The following is a 16,431-nucleotide window of genomic DNA, read 5'->3' on the forward strand; positions in this document are numbered from 1 at the left end:
CGAAGGACACCTCCTTGTGCTCAGTTTCCTCCATAGCGAGCCAGCGCCAAAGGCGCACCATGGTGGGGTGAGCGCCTTCCAGGAGTTTCGGGTACTTGAGCAGGCAGTCGGACATGATCGCGGTGATATGTTCCAGCGCGGCCGTGGCTGCCAGTTGCCTTTGCGGTGAGAACTTCTTCTGGGTGTAGCGAATCCGTGCCTGGGCGCGCTTTTCGATACGGGTGATGTTGTAACCCAGGTCGCGCAGGCGGTTGCTGTATTCCAGATGCTCGCGGCTGTGGTGGCCTTCCTGGCCGATAAAGCCGCGGATCTGCTCTTTCAGCACTGGGTCGTCGATCTGGTCGCGGAAGTGCCGCACCGAATCGATAAAGAAGCGTTCGCCGTCGGGGAATAGCACCGACATGGCATCGAACAGATGGCTTTTGAAGGCATCGCCGCTGTGCCAGTGACGCGGCAGCGGATTGGGGAAATCGAAATCCATATGCCGTGGACGAATCTGCAAACCTTCCGGGGTAGTGCTGACCATGCTGACTCCCTGAGTCTGTGACTAAAGCGTGACTTCACTATGGATTCGCCAAGCGCTTCGGCAAAGGTTCACAACAGCCAATATTTCGGTCATATATGGCCAATATTGCACGGGTGTACCAGGCTTTATGGCTTGTCAGCGCCGTGCCTGGGTTAGCAAATCTGCGTGCTAGAGCGCTTGCCTGGACGTGGAAGACACCCGCGCCATGCATGCGCCCAACCTTCGGTTGTGGTGATCGGCCGATTAAGTCCTGAGTATGGCTAAAGCCTTCGCACAAACTACGCAGGCGACTGACCTGGCCCTACGGTGCAGGGATGCCCTTGTCGGCTTTTGCCGAACAGGGTTATCGTCGCTGCCAGTGGTCATATCTGGCCAGATAATAAGAAGCCCATGAAGCCATCATTGAATTTCTCTGCCGAACTGGTTCCCGTCGCCTACGCCGCCGCCTTGCTCGACCTGGTCGAGGAGCTGGGCGTACCGCGCGCGCAGCTGTTTGCTGAGGCGCGGGTGCGGCCCGAAGTGCTGGGCAACCCGCAGGGACGCTTGTCCTTTATTGATTTCACCCAACTCACCAGCAGCGCCTTGCGCCTGTGTGATGAGCCGGCGCTGGGCCTGTTGCTCGGTCAGCGGCTGAATGTCTCAACCCACGGCATCCTCGGTTATGCGGTGCTGTCCAGCGCCAATCTGGGCAAGGCCATGCAGTTCGCCCTCAAGTACTACCGCGTACTGGGCCTGACCTATGAGCTGGAAATGGTCGAGCTGGGCACCCGGATCGAACTGCGCGCCAGTGAAACCATGCCATTGGGCCCGCTCAGTCGCTTCGCCGCCGAAGGTTTACTGACCAGCCTCTACACCATCGCGCGCTTTCTGGTCGGCGAGCGGCTGCAGGAGGTCGAGGTGGGCTTTGCCCATGCCGCGCCGCACTACGCCGAGCGCTACGAGCGGCTGTTTGGCGTAGCGGTAGCGTTTGATCAGCCTTATCACCGCCTGAGTATGCCGATCAGCTATCTGGACCGGCCGATGGCTTTGGCCAACCCGGCCACGGTGCAGATGTGCGAGCAGCAATGCGAGGCCCTGCTGGCCAGCCTAGATGTGCAGGACGGCCTGCTGACCCGCGTGCGCCGCTTGCTGTTGGCGCGCCCCGGTGACTTCCCCGACCTGGCCAGCGCCGCCGATGCCCTGCACACCAGTGGCCGCAGCCTGCGACGGCACCTGTCGAATATGGGCACCAGTTACCAGCAAGTGCTCGATGAAGTGCGCAAAAGCCTGGCCCTGCAATACCTCACCACCACCCACCTGCCGCTGTATGAAATCGCCTACCTGCTGGGCTTCAGCGACCCGTCGAATTTTCGCCGTGCGTTCAAGAAATGGACGGGTAAACTGCCCAGCGATTACCGCGCTGAGGAATAACCATGAGTTCTGCCGCAACCCCGACCCTGATCCGCGAAACCTTCCCCGTCGGGCCTTTGCAGTGCAACTGCACGATCATCGGTGACCCCGTTACCAAGAAGGCCATCGTCGTTGATCCGGGTGGCAACCCCGAGCTGATCATGGCGCGTCTGGAGGCGCACGGGTTGAAGGTGGTGAGCATCATTCACACCCACGCGCACCTTGATCACTTCCTCGCCTCCGGGCAGATGAAGGAGAAGACCGGCGCGACCCTGCACCTGCACAAAGAAGATCAATTTCTCTGGGATAACCTGGAGATGCAGTGCCGCATGTTCGGTGTGCCTTACACGCCGGTGCCGGCACCGGATCAGTGGTTGAGTGATGACGAGGAGCTGGCCTGCGGTTGCGGCGTGGCTTTGCATACGCCGGGGCATACCCCTGGCTCGATGAGTTTCTGGTTCCCCCAGGACAAGTTGCTGATCGCTGGCGATACCCTGTTCAAGCGCGGTATCGGTCGCACCGACCTGTGGGGCGGCGATTACTCGACCATCGAGCGCTCGATCAAGCAGCGCCTGTATACCCTGGACGAAGACGCCACCGTGGTGACCGGCCATGGCGCCGATACGCGCCTCGGTGATGAGATGCGTGATAATCCGTTTGTTCGTGCTTAGCAGGCTGTAGACCTGCTCAATCACCCCGGAAAATGAACTTTAACCACGTATCGGGCTCGAAAACCCAGGTGCAAACCTGTCCCGATCCGATATTCAAAGGAAGTACGCATGAAGCTGTGGCGAAATCTGGCTGTTGTTACCCTCGGTCTTGGCGTACTCGCCGGCTGTACCACCAACCCCTATACCGGTGAGCGTGAGGCAGGCAAAGCGGGCATCTACGGCGGTGTCGGCGCAGTGACCGGTGCGGTGATTGGTGCAGCCACATCGAGCAAGAAGGATCGCGGCAAAGGTGCCCTGATCGGCGCGGCAGTCGGTGGTGCGGCCGGTGGTGGTTACGGCTACTACGTCGACACCCAGGAAGCCAAGCTACGCCAGACCCTACAGGGCACGGGCGTGCAGGTGCAGCGCAATGGCGATGACCTGAAACTGATCATGCCGGGCAATATCACCTTTGCCACCAACTCGGCGGATATCTCCAGCGGGTTTTACCCAACCCTCAACTCCCTGGTTACGGTGTTCAAGGAGTTCAACAAGAACGGCATCGATATCGTCGGCCATACCGACAGCACCGGCTCGTTCGAGTTGAACCAGAACCTCTCCAACCGCCGTGCGCAGAGCGTCGCCTCTTACCTGAGCGCCAATGGCGTTCCGGCTTCGCGGCTGTCGTCTTATGGCGCCGGCCCGAGCCAGCCGATTGCCAGCAATGCCAATGAAGCAGGTCGCGCCCAGAATCGCCGGGTAGAAATCAACCTGCGTCCGTTGTAACCGCAGGCTGCAAAAAAGCCGCGCATTGGTTCGAATGCGCGGCTTTTTTATGCCTGCAATTTAGGTTCGGCCAGCGGTTCAAATCGTGACTAGACTGCTGGCAGTGGTTCCAATAACCCTGCCGCATCGGTGCGCCGCCCGCACCGGACATGGACGACAACTGGAGCAATCATGGACGACAGGCATGTTTCTTCCTCGCGTAAACCCTGGTTGCCGTTGTGGGTCACCCTGGCCTTGTCGCTTGGCCTGGGGGCGTTGATCGTCTGGCAATGGCAGGTCTTCGAGCAGCGTGAGCGCGAGCAGAACCAGCAGCGTTTCGAGCTGGAAGCTCAGGACATCGGCCAGCGTGTAAAAAGCCGCATGCGCGCTTATGAAATGGTGCTGCGTGGCGTTTCCGGGTTGATGACCGGCAGTGATCATGTGTCCCTGACCGAGTGGGATCGCGCCCTCGATCAGCTGCAGCTGCAGGACCGTTATCCGGGCATCCTGGCCCTGGCATGGTCGCGGTATCTGCGTACCGAGCAGCTCGATGCTTTTCTGGCTGCGCAGCAAAGCCAGGGGCGAGCGGACTACCAGATTTCCCCAGCAGGCGCGCGCGAGCATTACCTGTTGATCGATTACATCAGCCCGCTGGACTGGCGCAACCGAAGGGTGCTGGGTTACGACATGCTCAGCGAAGCCGTACGGAATGCCGCAGTTGAGCAGGCCATCGACAGTGGCCAGGCAATTCTCAGTGCGCCGGTCACCCTGCGCCAGGAAACCGAGGCCAATGTGCAGGGCGGGGTGCTGTTGTTTCTGCCGGTGTACCAGCCCGGCATGCCGCAGAGCACGGCCGAGGAACGCCGTACTGCCTTGCTCGGCATGGTGCATGGGGCGTTTCGCAGCCATGAGCTGATGGAAGGCATTCTCGGTGCGCAGAGCCAGCGCTTTGATGTGGTGATCAAGGATCAGCAGGCTCTGCAAACCCCCTTGCTAAGCGCCGAGGCGCAGGGTGTTGCCCTGCAGCCAGGCTTTCAGCATGAGTTGGAATTACCCTTGTATGGGCGCAACTGGGTGCTGCAGGTAACCAGCACGCCAGCCTATGAAGCGGCCTTTTCCAGCCGCGGCGGTATCAGTTTATGGATCGGCCTGGTGGCTGCGGCGCTGCTGGCCTTGCTGGTCGGTGGCTATCTGTATCTGCGCGAGCGCGAGCTGCACGCCAACCACCTGGCCACCGACAAACTGCGTGAGCGCGAAGAGCGCTTCCGCCTGCTGGTCGAGCGGTTGCCGGTGGCGACTTTGCTGTGCAACGCCCAGGGGCGGATCGAGATGGCCAACCGCAGCGCCGCCGACTTGCTCGACTCGACTCCCGAGGGCTTGGTCGGTGAACGGGTTAAACGCTTTTTACCGAGTGTTGAGCAGCTCAGCGCCCTGGCCATCGATCACGACACCTCTGAGCTGTCCAACGAATACCTGGCGCGCCGCGATCTTGGCGAGGAAGTGCCGGTGGCGCTGAGCCTGAGCGTGCTAGGCGATTCCGGCGGGGTCAATTACCTGATCAACCTGATTGACCTGCGCGCGCGCAAAGGCGCTGAAGAGCGCTTTCGCCTGGTGGTCGAAGCGTCGCCCAATGCCATTGTGCTGGTCGACAATCAAGGCTGTATCGCCATGGTCAACCGCCAGACCGAGCAGATGTTTGGTTATGGCCGCGAGGAGTTGCTCTCTCAGCCGGTAGAGATTTTGCTGCCCACGGCCTTGCGTGGCAGCCATGTGCCGATGCGCCAGGGCTACCAGAAAACCCCGGAACCACGGCGCATGGGCAATAACCGCGAGCTGTTCGGCCAGCACCGCGATGGTCGGCAGATTCCTCTGGAGGTGGGCCTGTCGCCGATCCGTGGTGGTGAAGATGCCCTGGTGCAGGCGGTGATTATCGACATCAGCGAGCGCAAGGCCGCCGAACAGCGCCTGCGCGACCAGGCCGAGCAACTGATTTTGGCCAACCGCTACAAGTCGGAATTTCTCGCCAATATGTCCCATGAGCTGCGCACGCCGCTCAACAGCATCCTGATTCTCAGCGACCAGTTGCGCCTGAACAGCGCCGGCAACCTGACCGAGAAGCAGGCCAAGCATGCCGATATCGTCCACCGTGCCGGCAGCGACCTGCTGCAGTTGATCAACGATGTGCTGGACCTGGCCAAGGTCGAGTCCGGGCGTATGCAGCTCAAGCTCGAACCGCTGAACATGCAGGATGTGCTGGTCGAGCTGGATGCCAGCCTGCGGCCGATGGCCGAGATCAAGGGCCTGCGCTTGCATACCCAGCTGGAGGCCGGGGTGCCGCGGGTGATTCACACAGACCGCATCCGCTTGCAGCAGATCCTGCGCAACTTGCTGTCCAACGCGCTGAAGTTTACCGAGCACGGTGAGGTCAGCCTGAGCGTGTCCTGCGCCAGTGGTGAGCCCGAGGAGGGCCATGAGCTGCTCAACTTCAGCGTGCGCGACAGCGGCATTGGCATTGCGGCCGAGCAGCATGAGCAGATCTTCCAGGCCTTCCAGCAGATCGACGGTTCCACCAGCCGGCGCTTTGGTGGCACCGGGCTGGGGCTGGCGATTACCCGCCAGTTGGTGTTGGCGATGGACGGCGAGATCAGCCTGCAAAGTGCGTTGGGTGAAGGCTCCTGTTTTACCGTGCAGCTGCCGGTGCGGGTGGTGGCGCAGGTGCAGGAGCATGCAGAACCGGCCGCCGACGCGCCGCAGCGCAGCGGCGAAGGTCCGGCGGTGCTGATTGTTGAAGACGATGTGAATTTTGCTGCGGTACTGGCCGAGGAGGCGCACGCTCACGGCTTTGCCAGCGTGCATTGCCGCTCTGGGGTGCAGGCGCTCAACCTGCTGCACAGCGAGCGTTTCAGTGCGGTGATCCTGGATATTCTGCTGCCGGATATCAGCGGCTGGCAGCTGTTTCGCCGCCTGCGCAGCCAGGCCAGCCACCGCAGCACCCCGGTGCATATCATCTCCTGCGTACCGCAACCGGTGGACTGGAGCGATGACGGTACGCGCTATCTGGTCAAGCCGATTCAGCGTGCGGACCTGGAGCAGGTGTTTGTCGACCTGCAACAGCTTGACCAATCGCCGGCGCAGCGCCTGTTGCTGGTCGAGGATGTTGAGGTTGAGCGCGAGCATTACCGTGAGCATCTGCAGCAGTTGGGCTTTGATGTGCAGGCCTGCGCGCGCGCCGATGAGGCGCAGCAGGCTTATGCCGCCGGGATGTTCAATGCATTGGTGATCGATCTTGATCTGCCCGATCAGGATGGCTTTGAGCTGCTGGAAACCCTCAACCGCCAGCGCCCGCTGAATGGCACGCGGGTGGTGATCAATACCGGTGTTGATGTCACCCGCCAGGCCCTGCAGCGCCTGCGCCGTTACAGCGCGGTGGTGGTGCACAAGCACGGCGAGGACATGCAGGAATTGAGCGAAGCGGTGCAGGGCTTTCTGGGCAGCGTGCGTGACCCCGCGCGGGCCGGAAGTCCGAGAATCGAGAATCCGCTGGAAGGCCGGCGCGTGCTGCTGGTGGATGATGACGTGCGCAATGTCTATGCCCTGACGGCTTTGCTGGATGAAGTAGGGCTGATCATCAGCTCGGCCAAGGACGGTCAGGAGGCCATCAACTGTTACGAGCGCGAACCGTTCGACCTGATCCTGATGGACATGGCCATGCCGACCATGGACGGCTACACCGCCACCCGGCTGCTCAAGACCGAGCACGGTTGCAGCATCCCGATCATCGCCCTGACTGCCCACGCGATGAAAGGCGACCGGGAGAAATGCATCACCGCTGGCGCTGATGACTACTTGGCCAAACCGGTCAGCCGCGAGGCCTTGCTTGAGCTGCTGGTGCGTTGGCTGGCCACTGCCGACCCGCATACGGGCTCATTCGGGGCATCCGCCGCAGCGCCGCAGTAGTTTCGCTGCGGCCTGCTAACCTCAACCGCAACAGGAGTCGCAAGGCGCTCGCCAGGGACAAGGGAGGAGATATGGCACATGTGCAGCTGAAGAGCGTGTCCAGCACGCAGATTCTGCTGGTGGTGGATGACCGCCCGGAAAACCTAGTGGCCATGCAGGCTCTGCTGGAGGAGGGTGACTGGCAACTGCGTTGTGTCGACTCGGGCGAAACGGCCCTGCAGTGCATGCTCGAAGAGGATGTCGGCCTGGTGCTGCTGGACGTGCAGATGCCGCACATGGACGGCTTTGAGGTCGCCCGCCTGATGCGTGGCAACCCGCGTACCCGCTTTACCCCGATCATTTTCGTCTCCGCCATCGCCCAGACCCAGGACTCGGTGATCAAGGGCTACGCCACCGGTGCGGTGGACTTTATGCTCAAGCCGTTCGACTCCAATGTACTGCGCCACAAGATTCACGCCCTGCTCGAACATGAGCGCAACCGCAGCGAGCTGCTGCAACTGACCCAGCAACTGGACACCGCGCGGGCGTTCAACGCCTCGGTGCTGGACAACGCCGCCGAAGGCATCATGGTGGTGGGCGAAGATGGCCGGATCAACTTCGCCAACCCGGCCATGGCACGCATGCTTGAGGGCTCGATCAGCGATCTGGAAGGCAGTGAAATGCTTTCCTATCTGGTCAGCCCGCAAGTCACCAGCGAATGGCGCCTGTCCGAGTTTTACCTGCAGTGGCGGCGCGGTGAAGCCTATCGCCTGCATGACGCCAACCTGCGCACGCTGAACGGCGGGCAGGTGCCGGTGGCGCTGTCCTGTTCCCCCTTGCCGCGCCTGCAGCACGCCATGGTGGTGATGGCCCTGGATATGTCGGTGGTGCGCCACCTGCATCAGCAGCTGGAGTCCCAGGCGATTACCGACGCCCTGACTGGCCTGCTCAACCGCCGTGGTTTTTATCAGGCGCTGGAGTCGGCGCTGTCGCGGATCAATCGCAGCGGCCAGCGCATGGCGGTACTTTATCTCGATCTGGATGGCTTCAAACGCATCAACGACTCCCTCGGTCATGACGTTGGCGACCGCTTGCTCAAACTGGTCGGCGAACAGCTTAAGGCCAGCCTGCGCCCCTATGACAGCCTGGCGCGGATTGGCGGCGATGAGTTCACCGCTTTGCTCGACAGCCTGGAACACCCGGAAGACGCCGCGCGCATCGCCGAGAAACTGATCGAGCAGGTGTCGGTGCGGCATAACCTCGACGGCATCGAGGTAACCCTGGGCGCGAGCGTAGGCATTGCCTGTTTCCCCGAATGTGGGCAAAGCGTGGAAGGCTTGCTGCGCGCCGCCGACATGGCCATGTACGAGGCCAAGCGCACGGGCCGCCAGCAATACCGCTTCTTCTCCCCGGAAATGAACGGCCGTGCACGCTCACGGTTGATGCTTGAGGAAAGCCTGCGCAACGCCATCGAGAATGATGATTTCGTCCTGGTCTACCAGCCGCAGATCTACCTGGAGAGCGGGCGCCTGCGCGGCTTCGAGGCCTTGCTGCGCTGGCAGCACCGGGTTGCCGGCACTGTGGCGCCGGGGGTGTTTATTCCGCTGCTGGAAGAGACCCGTCTGATCAACCGCCTGGGCAGCTGGATTTTCCAGGCTGGGATCGAGAAGTGCCAGCAACTGAGCCAGCAGTACGGCGACGAACTGGTGCTCAGCCTGAATGTCAGCCCGGTGCAGTTTGGTATGCCGCAGCTGGTTAATGACCTGCGCCGGGTGCTTGAAGAGCACCAGTTGAACCCCCGGCAGCTGGAGGTTGAAGTCACCGAAAGTGCGCTGATGCAGGACCTGGAAACCAGCCAGGAGCAGCTGCGCCAGCTGCGTCAGCTGGGGGTGAAGATCGCCATCGATGACTTCGGCACCGGTTACTCATCGCTGGCTTACCTGCGTCATTTCGAGCTGGATACGCTGAAGATCGACCGCCTGTTTATCTCCAATATGCTCGACTCGCCGCGTGATGCGGCGGTGGTTAGCACCATCATCGACCTGGGCCGCAACCTGGGCCTGGAAGTGATCGCCGAGGGCGTGGAAACCATGGCCCAGCGCGATTGGTTGGCGGCGCATAACTGCGCAATCATGCAGGGCTTTCTGGTCGCGCCGGGGCTAAGCGCCGAGCAGGTCAAAACCTTCCCCGCGCAGCTGGATTGGCACAATTTGCCGTCTGCCAATGAAAAGCCCGCCAGTTAGGCGGGCTTGAGGTTGCGGCGATACGACGTAGGGTGGATGACGCTCTTTTCATCCACCGCCCAGCCGGCATTCGGTTGTGGTGGATGGGTAAAGCGTCATCCACCCTACGGCTCAAAATGTAAAAAATGCCGCTTGCCTGTAACAGGCAAGCGGCATTTTTCTTAACCGAACAGTATTACGCTGGCTTGGCGGGATAGCGCTGCTTTAGCTCTTCGAGCTGCGCATCCTTATCCAGCCATAGCTGGTTGACCCACTGCTGGAACTGCAGGCGGTAGGCTTCGTCCTGATCGTAGTTGCCGCCAATAAATTCCTCGGGAATCTGCACCTGATCGAAACGCACCACCACCTGGTCAATCCGTCCGCACAGCAGGTCCCAGAATCCTGGTGTGCCCTGCGGGTAATGGATGGTGACGTTGACTAGGCTGTGCAGCTGTTCACCCATCGCATCCAGTACAAAGGCAATGCCGCCAGCCTTGGGCTTGAGCAGGTGCTTGAACGGTGACTGCTGCTGCGCATGCTTGGCGGGGGACAGGCGCGTGCCTTCGAGGAAGTTGAACACCGACACCGGGTTGGTCTTGTAGCGCTCGCAGGCCTTGCGCGTGGTGGCCAGGTCCTGGCCGCGTTTTTCCGGGTGTTTGGCCAGGTACTCCTTGCTGAAACGCTTCATAAACGGGAATTCCAGCGCCCACCAGCACAGGCCTATTACCGGCACCCAGATCAGCTCCTGCTTGAGGAAGAACTTGAGAAATGGGATGCGCCGGTTGAGCTGGTATTGCAGTACCAGGATATCTACCCAGCTCTGATGGTTGCTGGTCACCATGTAGGAGTGCTGCATGTCGAAGCCCTTGAGTCCTTCGACATTCCACTCGGTCTTGCCTACCAAATGCATCCAGAATTTGTTGACGGAAATCCAGAACTCGGCAGTCGCATGCATGGCCGCGCGTAGCGCGCGCTGCACTTTCGGAATGGGCAGCAGAAATTTCAGCAGGGCTCCGATAAATAGCGGCCAGCAGCAGATAAGGGTGTTGAGGGCGAGCAGCAGGCCGGCAAGCAGGCCGCGTAATGGAGCAGGCAGAAAATGCAGCATGGGGACAGATGCCTCCAAAAAGGGGCGTAGGCCCCGACTTATCTATGTCTGTGGTTTTCCACCACAGATCGGTCGGCGCACAGGTTAACGCCTGTGCACCGAACTGCAACCCCTCGAAATGCGGGTGATCGCCGTTGATCGCCACCTTTTGCCGCTATTTTTTGCGGCAGGCCGGTTTGACCCGGCCTGACAGGCGCGGCTTACTCGGGCAGGTTGGCAGCCTGGATCGCGGTCAGGGCGATGGTGAAGACGATATCGTCGACCAGTGCGCCGCGTGATAGGTCGTTCACCGGCTTGCGCAGTCCCTGCAACATCGGGCCGACGCTGACGCAATCGGCGCTGCGTTGTACCGCCTTGTAGGTGGTGTTGCCGGTGTTCAGATCGGGGAAGATAAATACCGTGGCGCGGCCGGCGACCGGGCTGCCAGGGGCCTTCTGCCGGCCGACGCTTTCAATCGCCGCCGCGTCATATTGCAGCGGGCCGTCGAGCAGCAGATCGGGATTGCTGGCCTTGGCCAGGCGGGTAGCCTCGCGGACTTTTTCGACCTCTTCGCCGCTGCCGGAATCGCCGGTGGAGTAGCTGAGCATCGCCACCCGAGGAATGATGCCGAAAGCGCTGGCCGAGGCTGCGCTTTGCAGGGCGATTTCCGCCAGTTCCACCGCTGTTGGGTCAGGGTTTACCGCGCAGTCGCCGTAGACCAGCACCTGGTCGGGCAGCAGCATAAAGAACACCGACGACACCAGCTTGTAGCCGGGCGCGGTTTTGATCAGCTGCAGCGCCGGGCGGATGGTGTTGGCGGTGGTGTTGATCGCCCCGGACACCAGGCCGTCGACCTCATCCAGGGCGAGCATCATGGTGCCCAGCACCACGGTGTCTTCCAGTTGTGCGGCGGCCATCGGTGCGTTCAGCCCTTTGCCTTTGCGCAGCTCGACCATCGGCTCGACATAGCGCTCGCGAATCAGGTCCGGGTCGAGGATTTCCAGGCCTTCCGGCAGGTCGATGCCGTGGGCATGGGCTACTGCGTGAACATCTTCCGGCTTGGCCAGCAGCACGCAGCGGGCGATGCCGCGCGCCTGGCAGATGGCGGCGGCCTGTACAGTGCGCGGCTCGCTGCCTTCCGGCAGAACGATGCGCTTATTCGCTGCCTTGGCGCGTTGCACCAGCTGGTAACGGAACGCCGGTGGAGACATGCGCAGCTCGCGCGGCGTGCCGCAGCGGGCGAACAGCCACTCGTGATCGATATGACTGGCGACAAAGTCGGCGACTTTTTCCGCGCGCTCCTTGTCGTCGACCGGGATTTCCTTATTCAGGCGGTTGAGGTTGGTGGCGGTGTCGTAGGAGCCGGTGCTGACCGTCATCACCGGCAAGCCGCCCTGCAGCGCGCCACGGCACAGCTCCATGATCCGCGGATCGGGGGCAAAGTCGCTGCACAGCAGCAGGCCGGCCAGCGGCATGCCATTCATCGCCGCCAGGCTGGCGGCGAGGATGATGTCGTCGCGGTCCCCCGGTGTCACCACCAAGGTACCGGGTTTGAGCAGTTGCACGGTGTTGGCCACGGCGCGGGCGCAGAGCACGATCTTCAGCATACGCCGCTGCTCGTAATCACCGGCATTCAGCACCCGCGCGCCGAGCAGGTCGGCGATATCGCGGGTGCGCGGGGCGTTCAGTTCGTCTTGCCAGGGGATGCAGCCGAGCAGGCGGAAGTCATCGCCCTTGAGCAGTGGCGAGAGTTCTTTCAGGCGATTGGCGAAGGCTTCGATACCATCGTCACTGCGTACCTTGTTGAGGATCACCCCGAGCACTTTCTCGTCTTTTGGCCCGCCAAACAGTTGGGCCTGAATTTCCACTCGGTCGCTCAATTCGCTGAGGCTTTCCTGTTCCGGGGCGGAAACCAGAATCACCTCGGCATCCACGCTCTTGGCCAGGTGGAAGTTGACCCGCGCGGCGTAGCTGGCCTGACGCGTCGGCACCATGCCTTCGACGATCACCACGTCTTTGCCTGCAGCCGCCTGCTGATAGAGGCTGATGATTTCTTCCAGCAGCTCATCCAACTGGCCGTCGCCGAGCATGCGCTCGACATGCGCCAGGGCCAGTGGTTTTGGCGAGTGCAGGCCATGGGTGCGGGCGATCAGCTCGCTGGAACGCTCCGGGCCCATATCGCCCTGATGCGGTTGGGCGATGGGTTTGAAGAAGCCGACCTTGAGGCCGGCACGCTCCAGTGCACCGACCAGGCCCAGGCTGATCGAGGTAAGGCCGACACCGAAACCGGTGGGGGCAATAAAGAAGGTGTGCATGCTGTCTCCATGTGTAGGTTGGCGCTGAGCGCAGCGAAGCCCAACGGGATGCGCGTCGCTCAGGCTTCTAGTAGCGCCAGGGTGTCGAGGGCAATCTGTCGTTCTTCATTGGTCGGTACGACCAGCACGCGCGGGTGCCCGTCAGCCTGGATCGGCCCAGCCGCACCGCGCACGGTGCGAGCGTTGGCCTGATCGTCGAGGGCCAGGTTGAGCAATTTCAGGTGGGCAACGGTCTTGCTGCGGATCAGTGCCGAGTTCTCGCCGATGCCGCCGGTAAAGACCAGGCCGTCGAGTTGTGGCAACGCGCAACTCATGGCCGCCAGGGATTTGGCCAGGCGGTAGCAGAACACCTCGATGGCCAAGGTGGCACCGGCATGGCCCTGCTCACGGGCTTGCTCCAGGGTGCGCATGTCATTGGACAGGCCGGAGAGGCCCTGCAGGCCGCTGTCTTTATTAAGCATCGTTTCGATCTGTTCCAGGCTCCAGCCCAGGGTGCGCGCCAGGTGGCTGTGCAGATTGGGGTCGACATCACCGCTGCGGGTGCCCATCACTACGCCTTCCAGTGGCGTCAGACCCATGCTGGTGTCGCGGCTCTGCCCATCGACGATGGCGCAGGTTGAACAACCGTTGCCCAGGTGCGCCACCAGCCAGCTGCTGGCGTTGACCGGCAGCCCGGCCATTTCCGCGGCGCGCTGGCTGACAAAACGGTGGCTGGTGCCGTGGAAGCCATAGCGGCGTACGCCGTGTTCGCGGTACAGGTGCTCGGGCAGGGCGTAGCGGTAGGCGTGTTCGGGCAGGGTCTGGTGAAAGGCCGTGTCGAACACTGCAACCTGAGTCAGGTCGGGGAACAGCTTGATCGCCGCTTCGATGCCCAGCAGGTTGGCCGGGTTATGCAGCGGAGCCAGCGGCGCGGTGGCGCGAATTGCGGCGAGGCTCAACGTATCCAGGCGACAGGCCGCAGTGAAATGCTCGCCGCCATGCACCACGCGGTGGCCGATGCCGTGCAATTGGCCGCCCGCGGCTGACTGCACCAGAGGCAACACCTGGGCGAGGGCGGTGCGGTGGTCGGCGTGGGGCAGAATCAGGCTGTCTTTGTTGTCGCCCTGCTGCCAGTGCACTTGCGCATCCGGGCTGCCCAGGCGCTCGGCCAGGCCGCTGAGAATAAAGGCATCTTGGTCTTCGTTGATCAGGGCAAACTTGATCGATGAACTGCCGCAGTTGATCACCAGAATATTGCGTGCGGGCATTTACCGCTCCTTGTGCAAATCTTTGTTCGGGCGCTCTGTCAGCGCCTCGCTTGCTGCATGTTCAGTTGCGCACCAGCCGCAGAGGAAGGGTTTTTCCAGCTGCGCCTGGCGTTGCTGCGCATCCAGCACCCAGGCGCGATTCTGCCAGGGCGGCTGGTGGCGCAGGTGCTGAGTATGGCCGCAGGACAATACTGCCAGCCAATCGCCGTGCTCATCCTGACGAAAATCAAGCACGCGCACTAAGGCCACGCTTGGCCGTCCGTCTGTGTGCGGTTCGCTTTCGCGCGTGCCCTTGGGTAAACTTGCCCGCTCTTTATTTCCAAGCAAAAGGTCTCGCCCCATGCTGATCGCCGCCAATAAGGCCGTCTCCATCGACTATACCCTGACTAACGATGCCGGTGAGGTGATCGACAGTTCTGCAGGCGGCGCGCCGCTGGCTTATCTGCACGGTGCCGGCAACATCATCGGCGGCCTGGAAAAAGCCCTGCTGGGCAAGCAAGCCGGCGACGAGCTGGAAGTTGCAGTCGAGCCGGAAGACGCCTACGGCGAATATAGCGCCGAGCTGGTAGCCACCCTCAACCGTTCGATGTTCGAAGGTGTGGATGAGCTGGAAATCGGCATGCAGTTCCACGCCTCCGGCCCGGACGGCGGCATGCAGATCGTTACCATCCGCGAACTGGAAGGCGACGACGTAATCGTTGACGGCAACCACCCACTGGCTGGCCAGCGCCTGCACTTCAAGGTCAAGGTCATCAGCGTGCGTGATGCCAGCGAAGAAGAAGTCGCGCATGGCCATATCCATGGCGAAGGTGGCCATCATCATTGATGGTTTAGCCTTATGTGGTCGCCACGAGTCGACTTATGGTCGTATCAACCACTGGCTCGACTGCTAAGCTGCAACAGAAGAAAGGCGCCTTCAGATAGGCGCCTTTTTTGTCCGCTACGTGTAACCCGTGTGTTCTCAAGGAGTTAGCCATGAGTGCCTTTCACGACCTCAACCTGCGTGCACTGGATGGCCATGAGCTGCCGCTGGCACCCTTCAAGGGGCAGGTGGTGTTGGTGGTCAATGTGGCCTCCAAGTGCGGCCTGACGCCGCAGTACGCCGGCCTGGAAAAGCTCTATCAGCAGTACAAGAGTCAGGGTTTCAGCGTGCTGGGCCTGCCGTGCAACCAGTTTGCCGAGCAGGAGCCCGACAGTGAGGAAGCCATTCGCGAGTTTTGCAGCCTCAATTACGGAGTGACCTTTCCCCTGGGCAGCAAGCTTGAGGTGAACGGCCCGGAGCGTCATCCGCTGTATCGCCTGCTGGCGGGCGAGGGTGCCGAATTTCCGGGCGATATCACCTGGAACTTCGAGAAATTTCTGGTTGGCCACGACGGTCGCGTGCTGGCACGCTTCTCGCCGCGCACCACGCCGGATGATCCGAGCATCATCCAGGCTATCGAAAAGGCCTTGGGCTAAGGTCATATACGCCAAGGCTGCGGACTAAGCTTGTACACGGCTTGTTCGCAGCCAGGCATCGCGGCTTAATCGGGCGACCTGCCGAGGATGCCCTGATGAGCCTGTTTCCCGCCGACCCCGCAATCTCTCCCGCTACCCCCGCCGCGCTGCGCGAGCTGATCGAGAGTCGCCGCGCGGTGCGTCGTTTTACTGCCGAAGCGGTGCCCGACGAGGTGGTGCGTGACTGCCTGGAACTGGCGGTGCTGGCGCCCAATTCCTGCAACCTGCAGCCCTGGAGTTTCCAGGTGATTCGCGACCCAGCGTTGCTGGCCCGCTTGCACCCGGTGTGCATGAGTCAGAACGCGGCCAAGGCGCCGCTGATTATTGCCGTGCTGGCGCGCCCGGACACCTGGAAACAGGCTTGCCAGAACATCATCGACTACTGGCCGGAGCCGGATGTGCCGGCGCGGATTCGCCGCTTCTACAACAAGACCGCACCCTTTCAGTACAACCAGGGACCATTCGGTCTGTTTGGGCTGTTCAAACGTCAGCTGCTGCGGGTGGCAGCCTGGCGCAAACCGTTGATGCGCGCGCCCAACAGCCAGGCCCAGATGCGCATCTGGGCTGTGAAGTCCACGGCGTTGGCGGCGCAGAACTTGATGCTGGCCTTCCAGAGCCATGGCTATGCCACCTGCCCAATGGAAGGCTTTGATGAAGTACGCCTGCGCAAAACCCTGAGCATCCCGCGCCAGGCGTTACCGATCATGCTGCTGGCGGTAGGTAAGCAGGATGAGAAGGGCGTGTACAACCCGCGCCTGCGCTTTCCGCTTGAACAGCACGTAACCTGGCTATAGCCG

General features: G+C 61.7%; 13 protein-coding genes. 8 read left to right on the top strand and 5 right to left on the bottom strand.

The window, feature by feature from the left end; all coding sequences use genetic code 11:
• The coding region (locus Q8O69_RS16720; RefSeq protein ID WP_305593354.1) for a metal-dependent hydrolase at positions 1-526 on the bottom strand (526 nt) is incomplete at its 3' end.
• Between the two features lie 390 nt (positions 527-916).
• On the opposite strand from Q8O69_RS16720, the gene Q8O69_RS16725 reads away from it, so the two are divergent.
• From Q8O69_RS16725 to Q8O69_RS16745, 5 genes are all read left to right on the top strand, one after another.
• The gene (locus Q8O69_RS16725) at positions 917-1,936 is read left to right on the top strand and encodes an AraC family transcriptional regulator (RefSeq protein ID WP_305593355.1); all 1,020 of its coding nucleotides are present in this window, start codon (positions 917-919) and stop codon (positions 1,934-1,936) included.
• Positions 1,937-1,938: 2 nt separating this feature from the next.
• Positions 1,939-2,586: an MBL fold metallo-hydrolase gene (locus Q8O69_RS16730; protein WP_305593356.1), complete on the top strand. Its 648-nt coding sequence runs from the start codon at positions 1,939-1,941 to the stop codon at positions 2,584-2,586.
• 108 nt (positions 2,587-2,694) lie between these two features.
• Positions 2,695-3,351, top strand: a complete 657-nt coding sequence (locus Q8O69_RS16735; RefSeq protein ID WP_275960849.1) for an OmpA family protein — start codon at positions 2,695-2,697, stop codon at positions 3,349-3,351.
• 171 nt (positions 3,352-3,522) lie between these two features.
• Positions 3,523-7,287 carry a response regulator gene (locus tag Q8O69_RS16740; protein ID WP_305593357.1) on the top strand — a complete coding sequence of 1,255 codons (3,765 nt, stop codon included), beginning with the start codon at positions 3,523-3,525 and terminating at the stop codon, positions 7,285-7,287.
• Positions 7,288-7,358: 71 nt separating this feature from the next.
• Entirely contained in the window at positions 7,359-9,509 is a 2,151-nt protein-coding gene (locus Q8O69_RS16745; RefSeq protein WP_305593358.1) for a bifunctional diguanylate cyclase/phosphodiesterase, read from the top strand.
• A 175-nt stretch (positions 9,510-9,684) separates the two neighbouring features.
• On the opposite strand, the gene Q8O69_RS16750 is transcribed toward Q8O69_RS16745, so the two are convergent.
• The 4 genes from Q8O69_RS16750 to Q8O69_RS16765 form a co-directional block, all read right to left on the bottom strand.
• Positions 9,685-10,596, bottom strand: a complete 912-nt coding sequence (locus Q8O69_RS16750; protein WP_305593359.1) for an acyltransferase — start codon at positions 10,594-10,596, stop codon at positions 9,685-9,687.
• 200 nt (positions 10,597-10,796) lie between these two features.
• Positions 10,797-12,890, bottom strand: coding sequence for a phosphate acetyltransferase (gene pta, locus Q8O69_RS16755; protein ID WP_305593360.1), 2,094 nt, complete (start codon positions 12,888-12,890; stop codon positions 10,797-10,799).
• 59 nt (positions 12,891-12,949) lie between these two features.
• The gene (locus Q8O69_RS16760) at positions 12,950-14,137 is read right to left on the bottom strand and encodes an acetate kinase (RefSeq protein WP_305593361.1); all 1,188 of its coding nucleotides are present in this window, start codon (positions 14,135-14,137) and stop codon (positions 12,950-12,952) included.
• Positions 14,138-14,509, bottom strand: coding sequence for a DUF3565 domain-containing protein (locus Q8O69_RS16765; RefSeq protein ID WP_305593362.1), 372 nt, complete (start codon positions 14,507-14,509; stop codon positions 14,138-14,140).
• Here Q8O69_RS16765 and Q8O69_RS16770 point away from each other — a divergent pair.
• The 3 genes from Q8O69_RS16770 (at position 14,478) to Q8O69_RS16780 (ending at position 16,428) form a co-directional block, all read left to right on the top strand.
• On the top strand, positions 14,478-14,963 hold the full coding sequence (locus Q8O69_RS16770) for a peptidylprolyl isomerase (RefSeq protein WP_305593363.1): 486 nt from the start codon (positions 14,478-14,480) through the stop codon (positions 14,961-14,963). The genes Q8O69_RS16765 and Q8O69_RS16770 overlap by 32 nt on opposite strands.
• 149 nt (positions 14,964-15,112) lie before the next feature.
• The gene (locus Q8O69_RS16775) at positions 15,113-15,595 is read left to right on the top strand and encodes a glutathione peroxidase (protein ID WP_275960857.1); all 483 of its coding nucleotides are present in this window, start codon (positions 15,113-15,115) and stop codon (positions 15,593-15,595) included.
• 95 nt (positions 15,596-15,690) lie between these two features.
• The gene (locus tag Q8O69_RS16780) at positions 15,691-16,428 is read left to right on the top strand and encodes a nitroreductase family protein (RefSeq protein ID WP_305593364.1); all 738 of its coding nucleotides are present in this window, start codon (positions 15,691-15,693) and stop codon (positions 16,426-16,428) included.
• The last annotated feature ends 3 nt before the right edge of the window (positions 16,429-16,431 follow it).

The sequence above is a fragment of the Pseudomonas sp. genome, assembly GCF_030690725.1.
In the GTDB taxonomy this organism is placed as follows: Bacteria; Pseudomonadota; Gammaproteobacteria; order Pseudomonadales; family Pseudomonadaceae; genus Aquipseudomonas.

Bases quoted from the DNA above. Each gene is read 5' to 3' on its own strand.
- Q8O69_RS16725 (WP_305593355.1), top strand. From the start codon at position 917: ATGAAGCCATCATTGAATTTCTCTGCCGAACTGGTTCCCGTCGCCTAC.
- Q8O69_RS16730 (WP_305593356.1), top strand. From the start codon at position 1,939: ATGAGTTCTGCCGCAACCCCGACCCTGATCCGCGAAACCTTCCCCGTC.
- Q8O69_RS16735 (WP_275960849.1), top strand. From the start codon at position 2,695: ATGAAGCTGTGGCGAAATCTGGCTGTTGTTACCCTCGGTCTTGGCGTA.
- Q8O69_RS16740 (WP_305593357.1), top strand. From the start codon at position 3,523: ATGGACGACAGGCATGTTTCTTCCTCGCGTAAACCCTGGTTGCCGTTG.
- Q8O69_RS16745 (WP_305593358.1), top strand. From the start codon at position 7,359: ATGGCACATGTGCAGCTGAAGAGCGTGTCCAGCACGCAGATTCTGCTG.
- Q8O69_RS16750 (WP_305593359.1), bottom strand. From the start codon at position 10,596: ATGCTGCATTTTCTGCCTGCTCCATTACGCGGCCTGCTTGCCGGCCTG.
- pta (WP_305593360.1), bottom strand. From the start codon at position 12,890: ATGCACACCTTCTTTATTGCCCCCACCGGTTTCGGTGTCGGCCTTACC.
- Q8O69_RS16760 (WP_305593361.1), bottom strand. From the start codon at position 14,137: ATGCCCGCACGCAATATTCTGGTGATCAACTGCGGCAGTTCATCGATC.
- Q8O69_RS16770 (WP_305593363.1), top strand. From the start codon at position 14,478: ATGCTGATCGCCGCCAATAAGGCCGTCTCCATCGACTATACCCTGACT.
- Q8O69_RS16765 (WP_305593362.1), bottom strand. From the start codon at position 14,509: ATGGAGACGGCCTTATTGGCGGCGATCAGCATGGGGCGAGACCTTTTG.
- Q8O69_RS16775 (WP_275960857.1), top strand. From the start codon at position 15,113: ATGAGTGCCTTTCACGACCTCAACCTGCGTGCACTGGATGGCCATGAG.
- Q8O69_RS16780 (WP_305593364.1), top strand. From the start codon at position 15,691: ATGAGCCTGTTTCCCGCCGACCCCGCAATCTCTCCCGCTACCCCCGCC.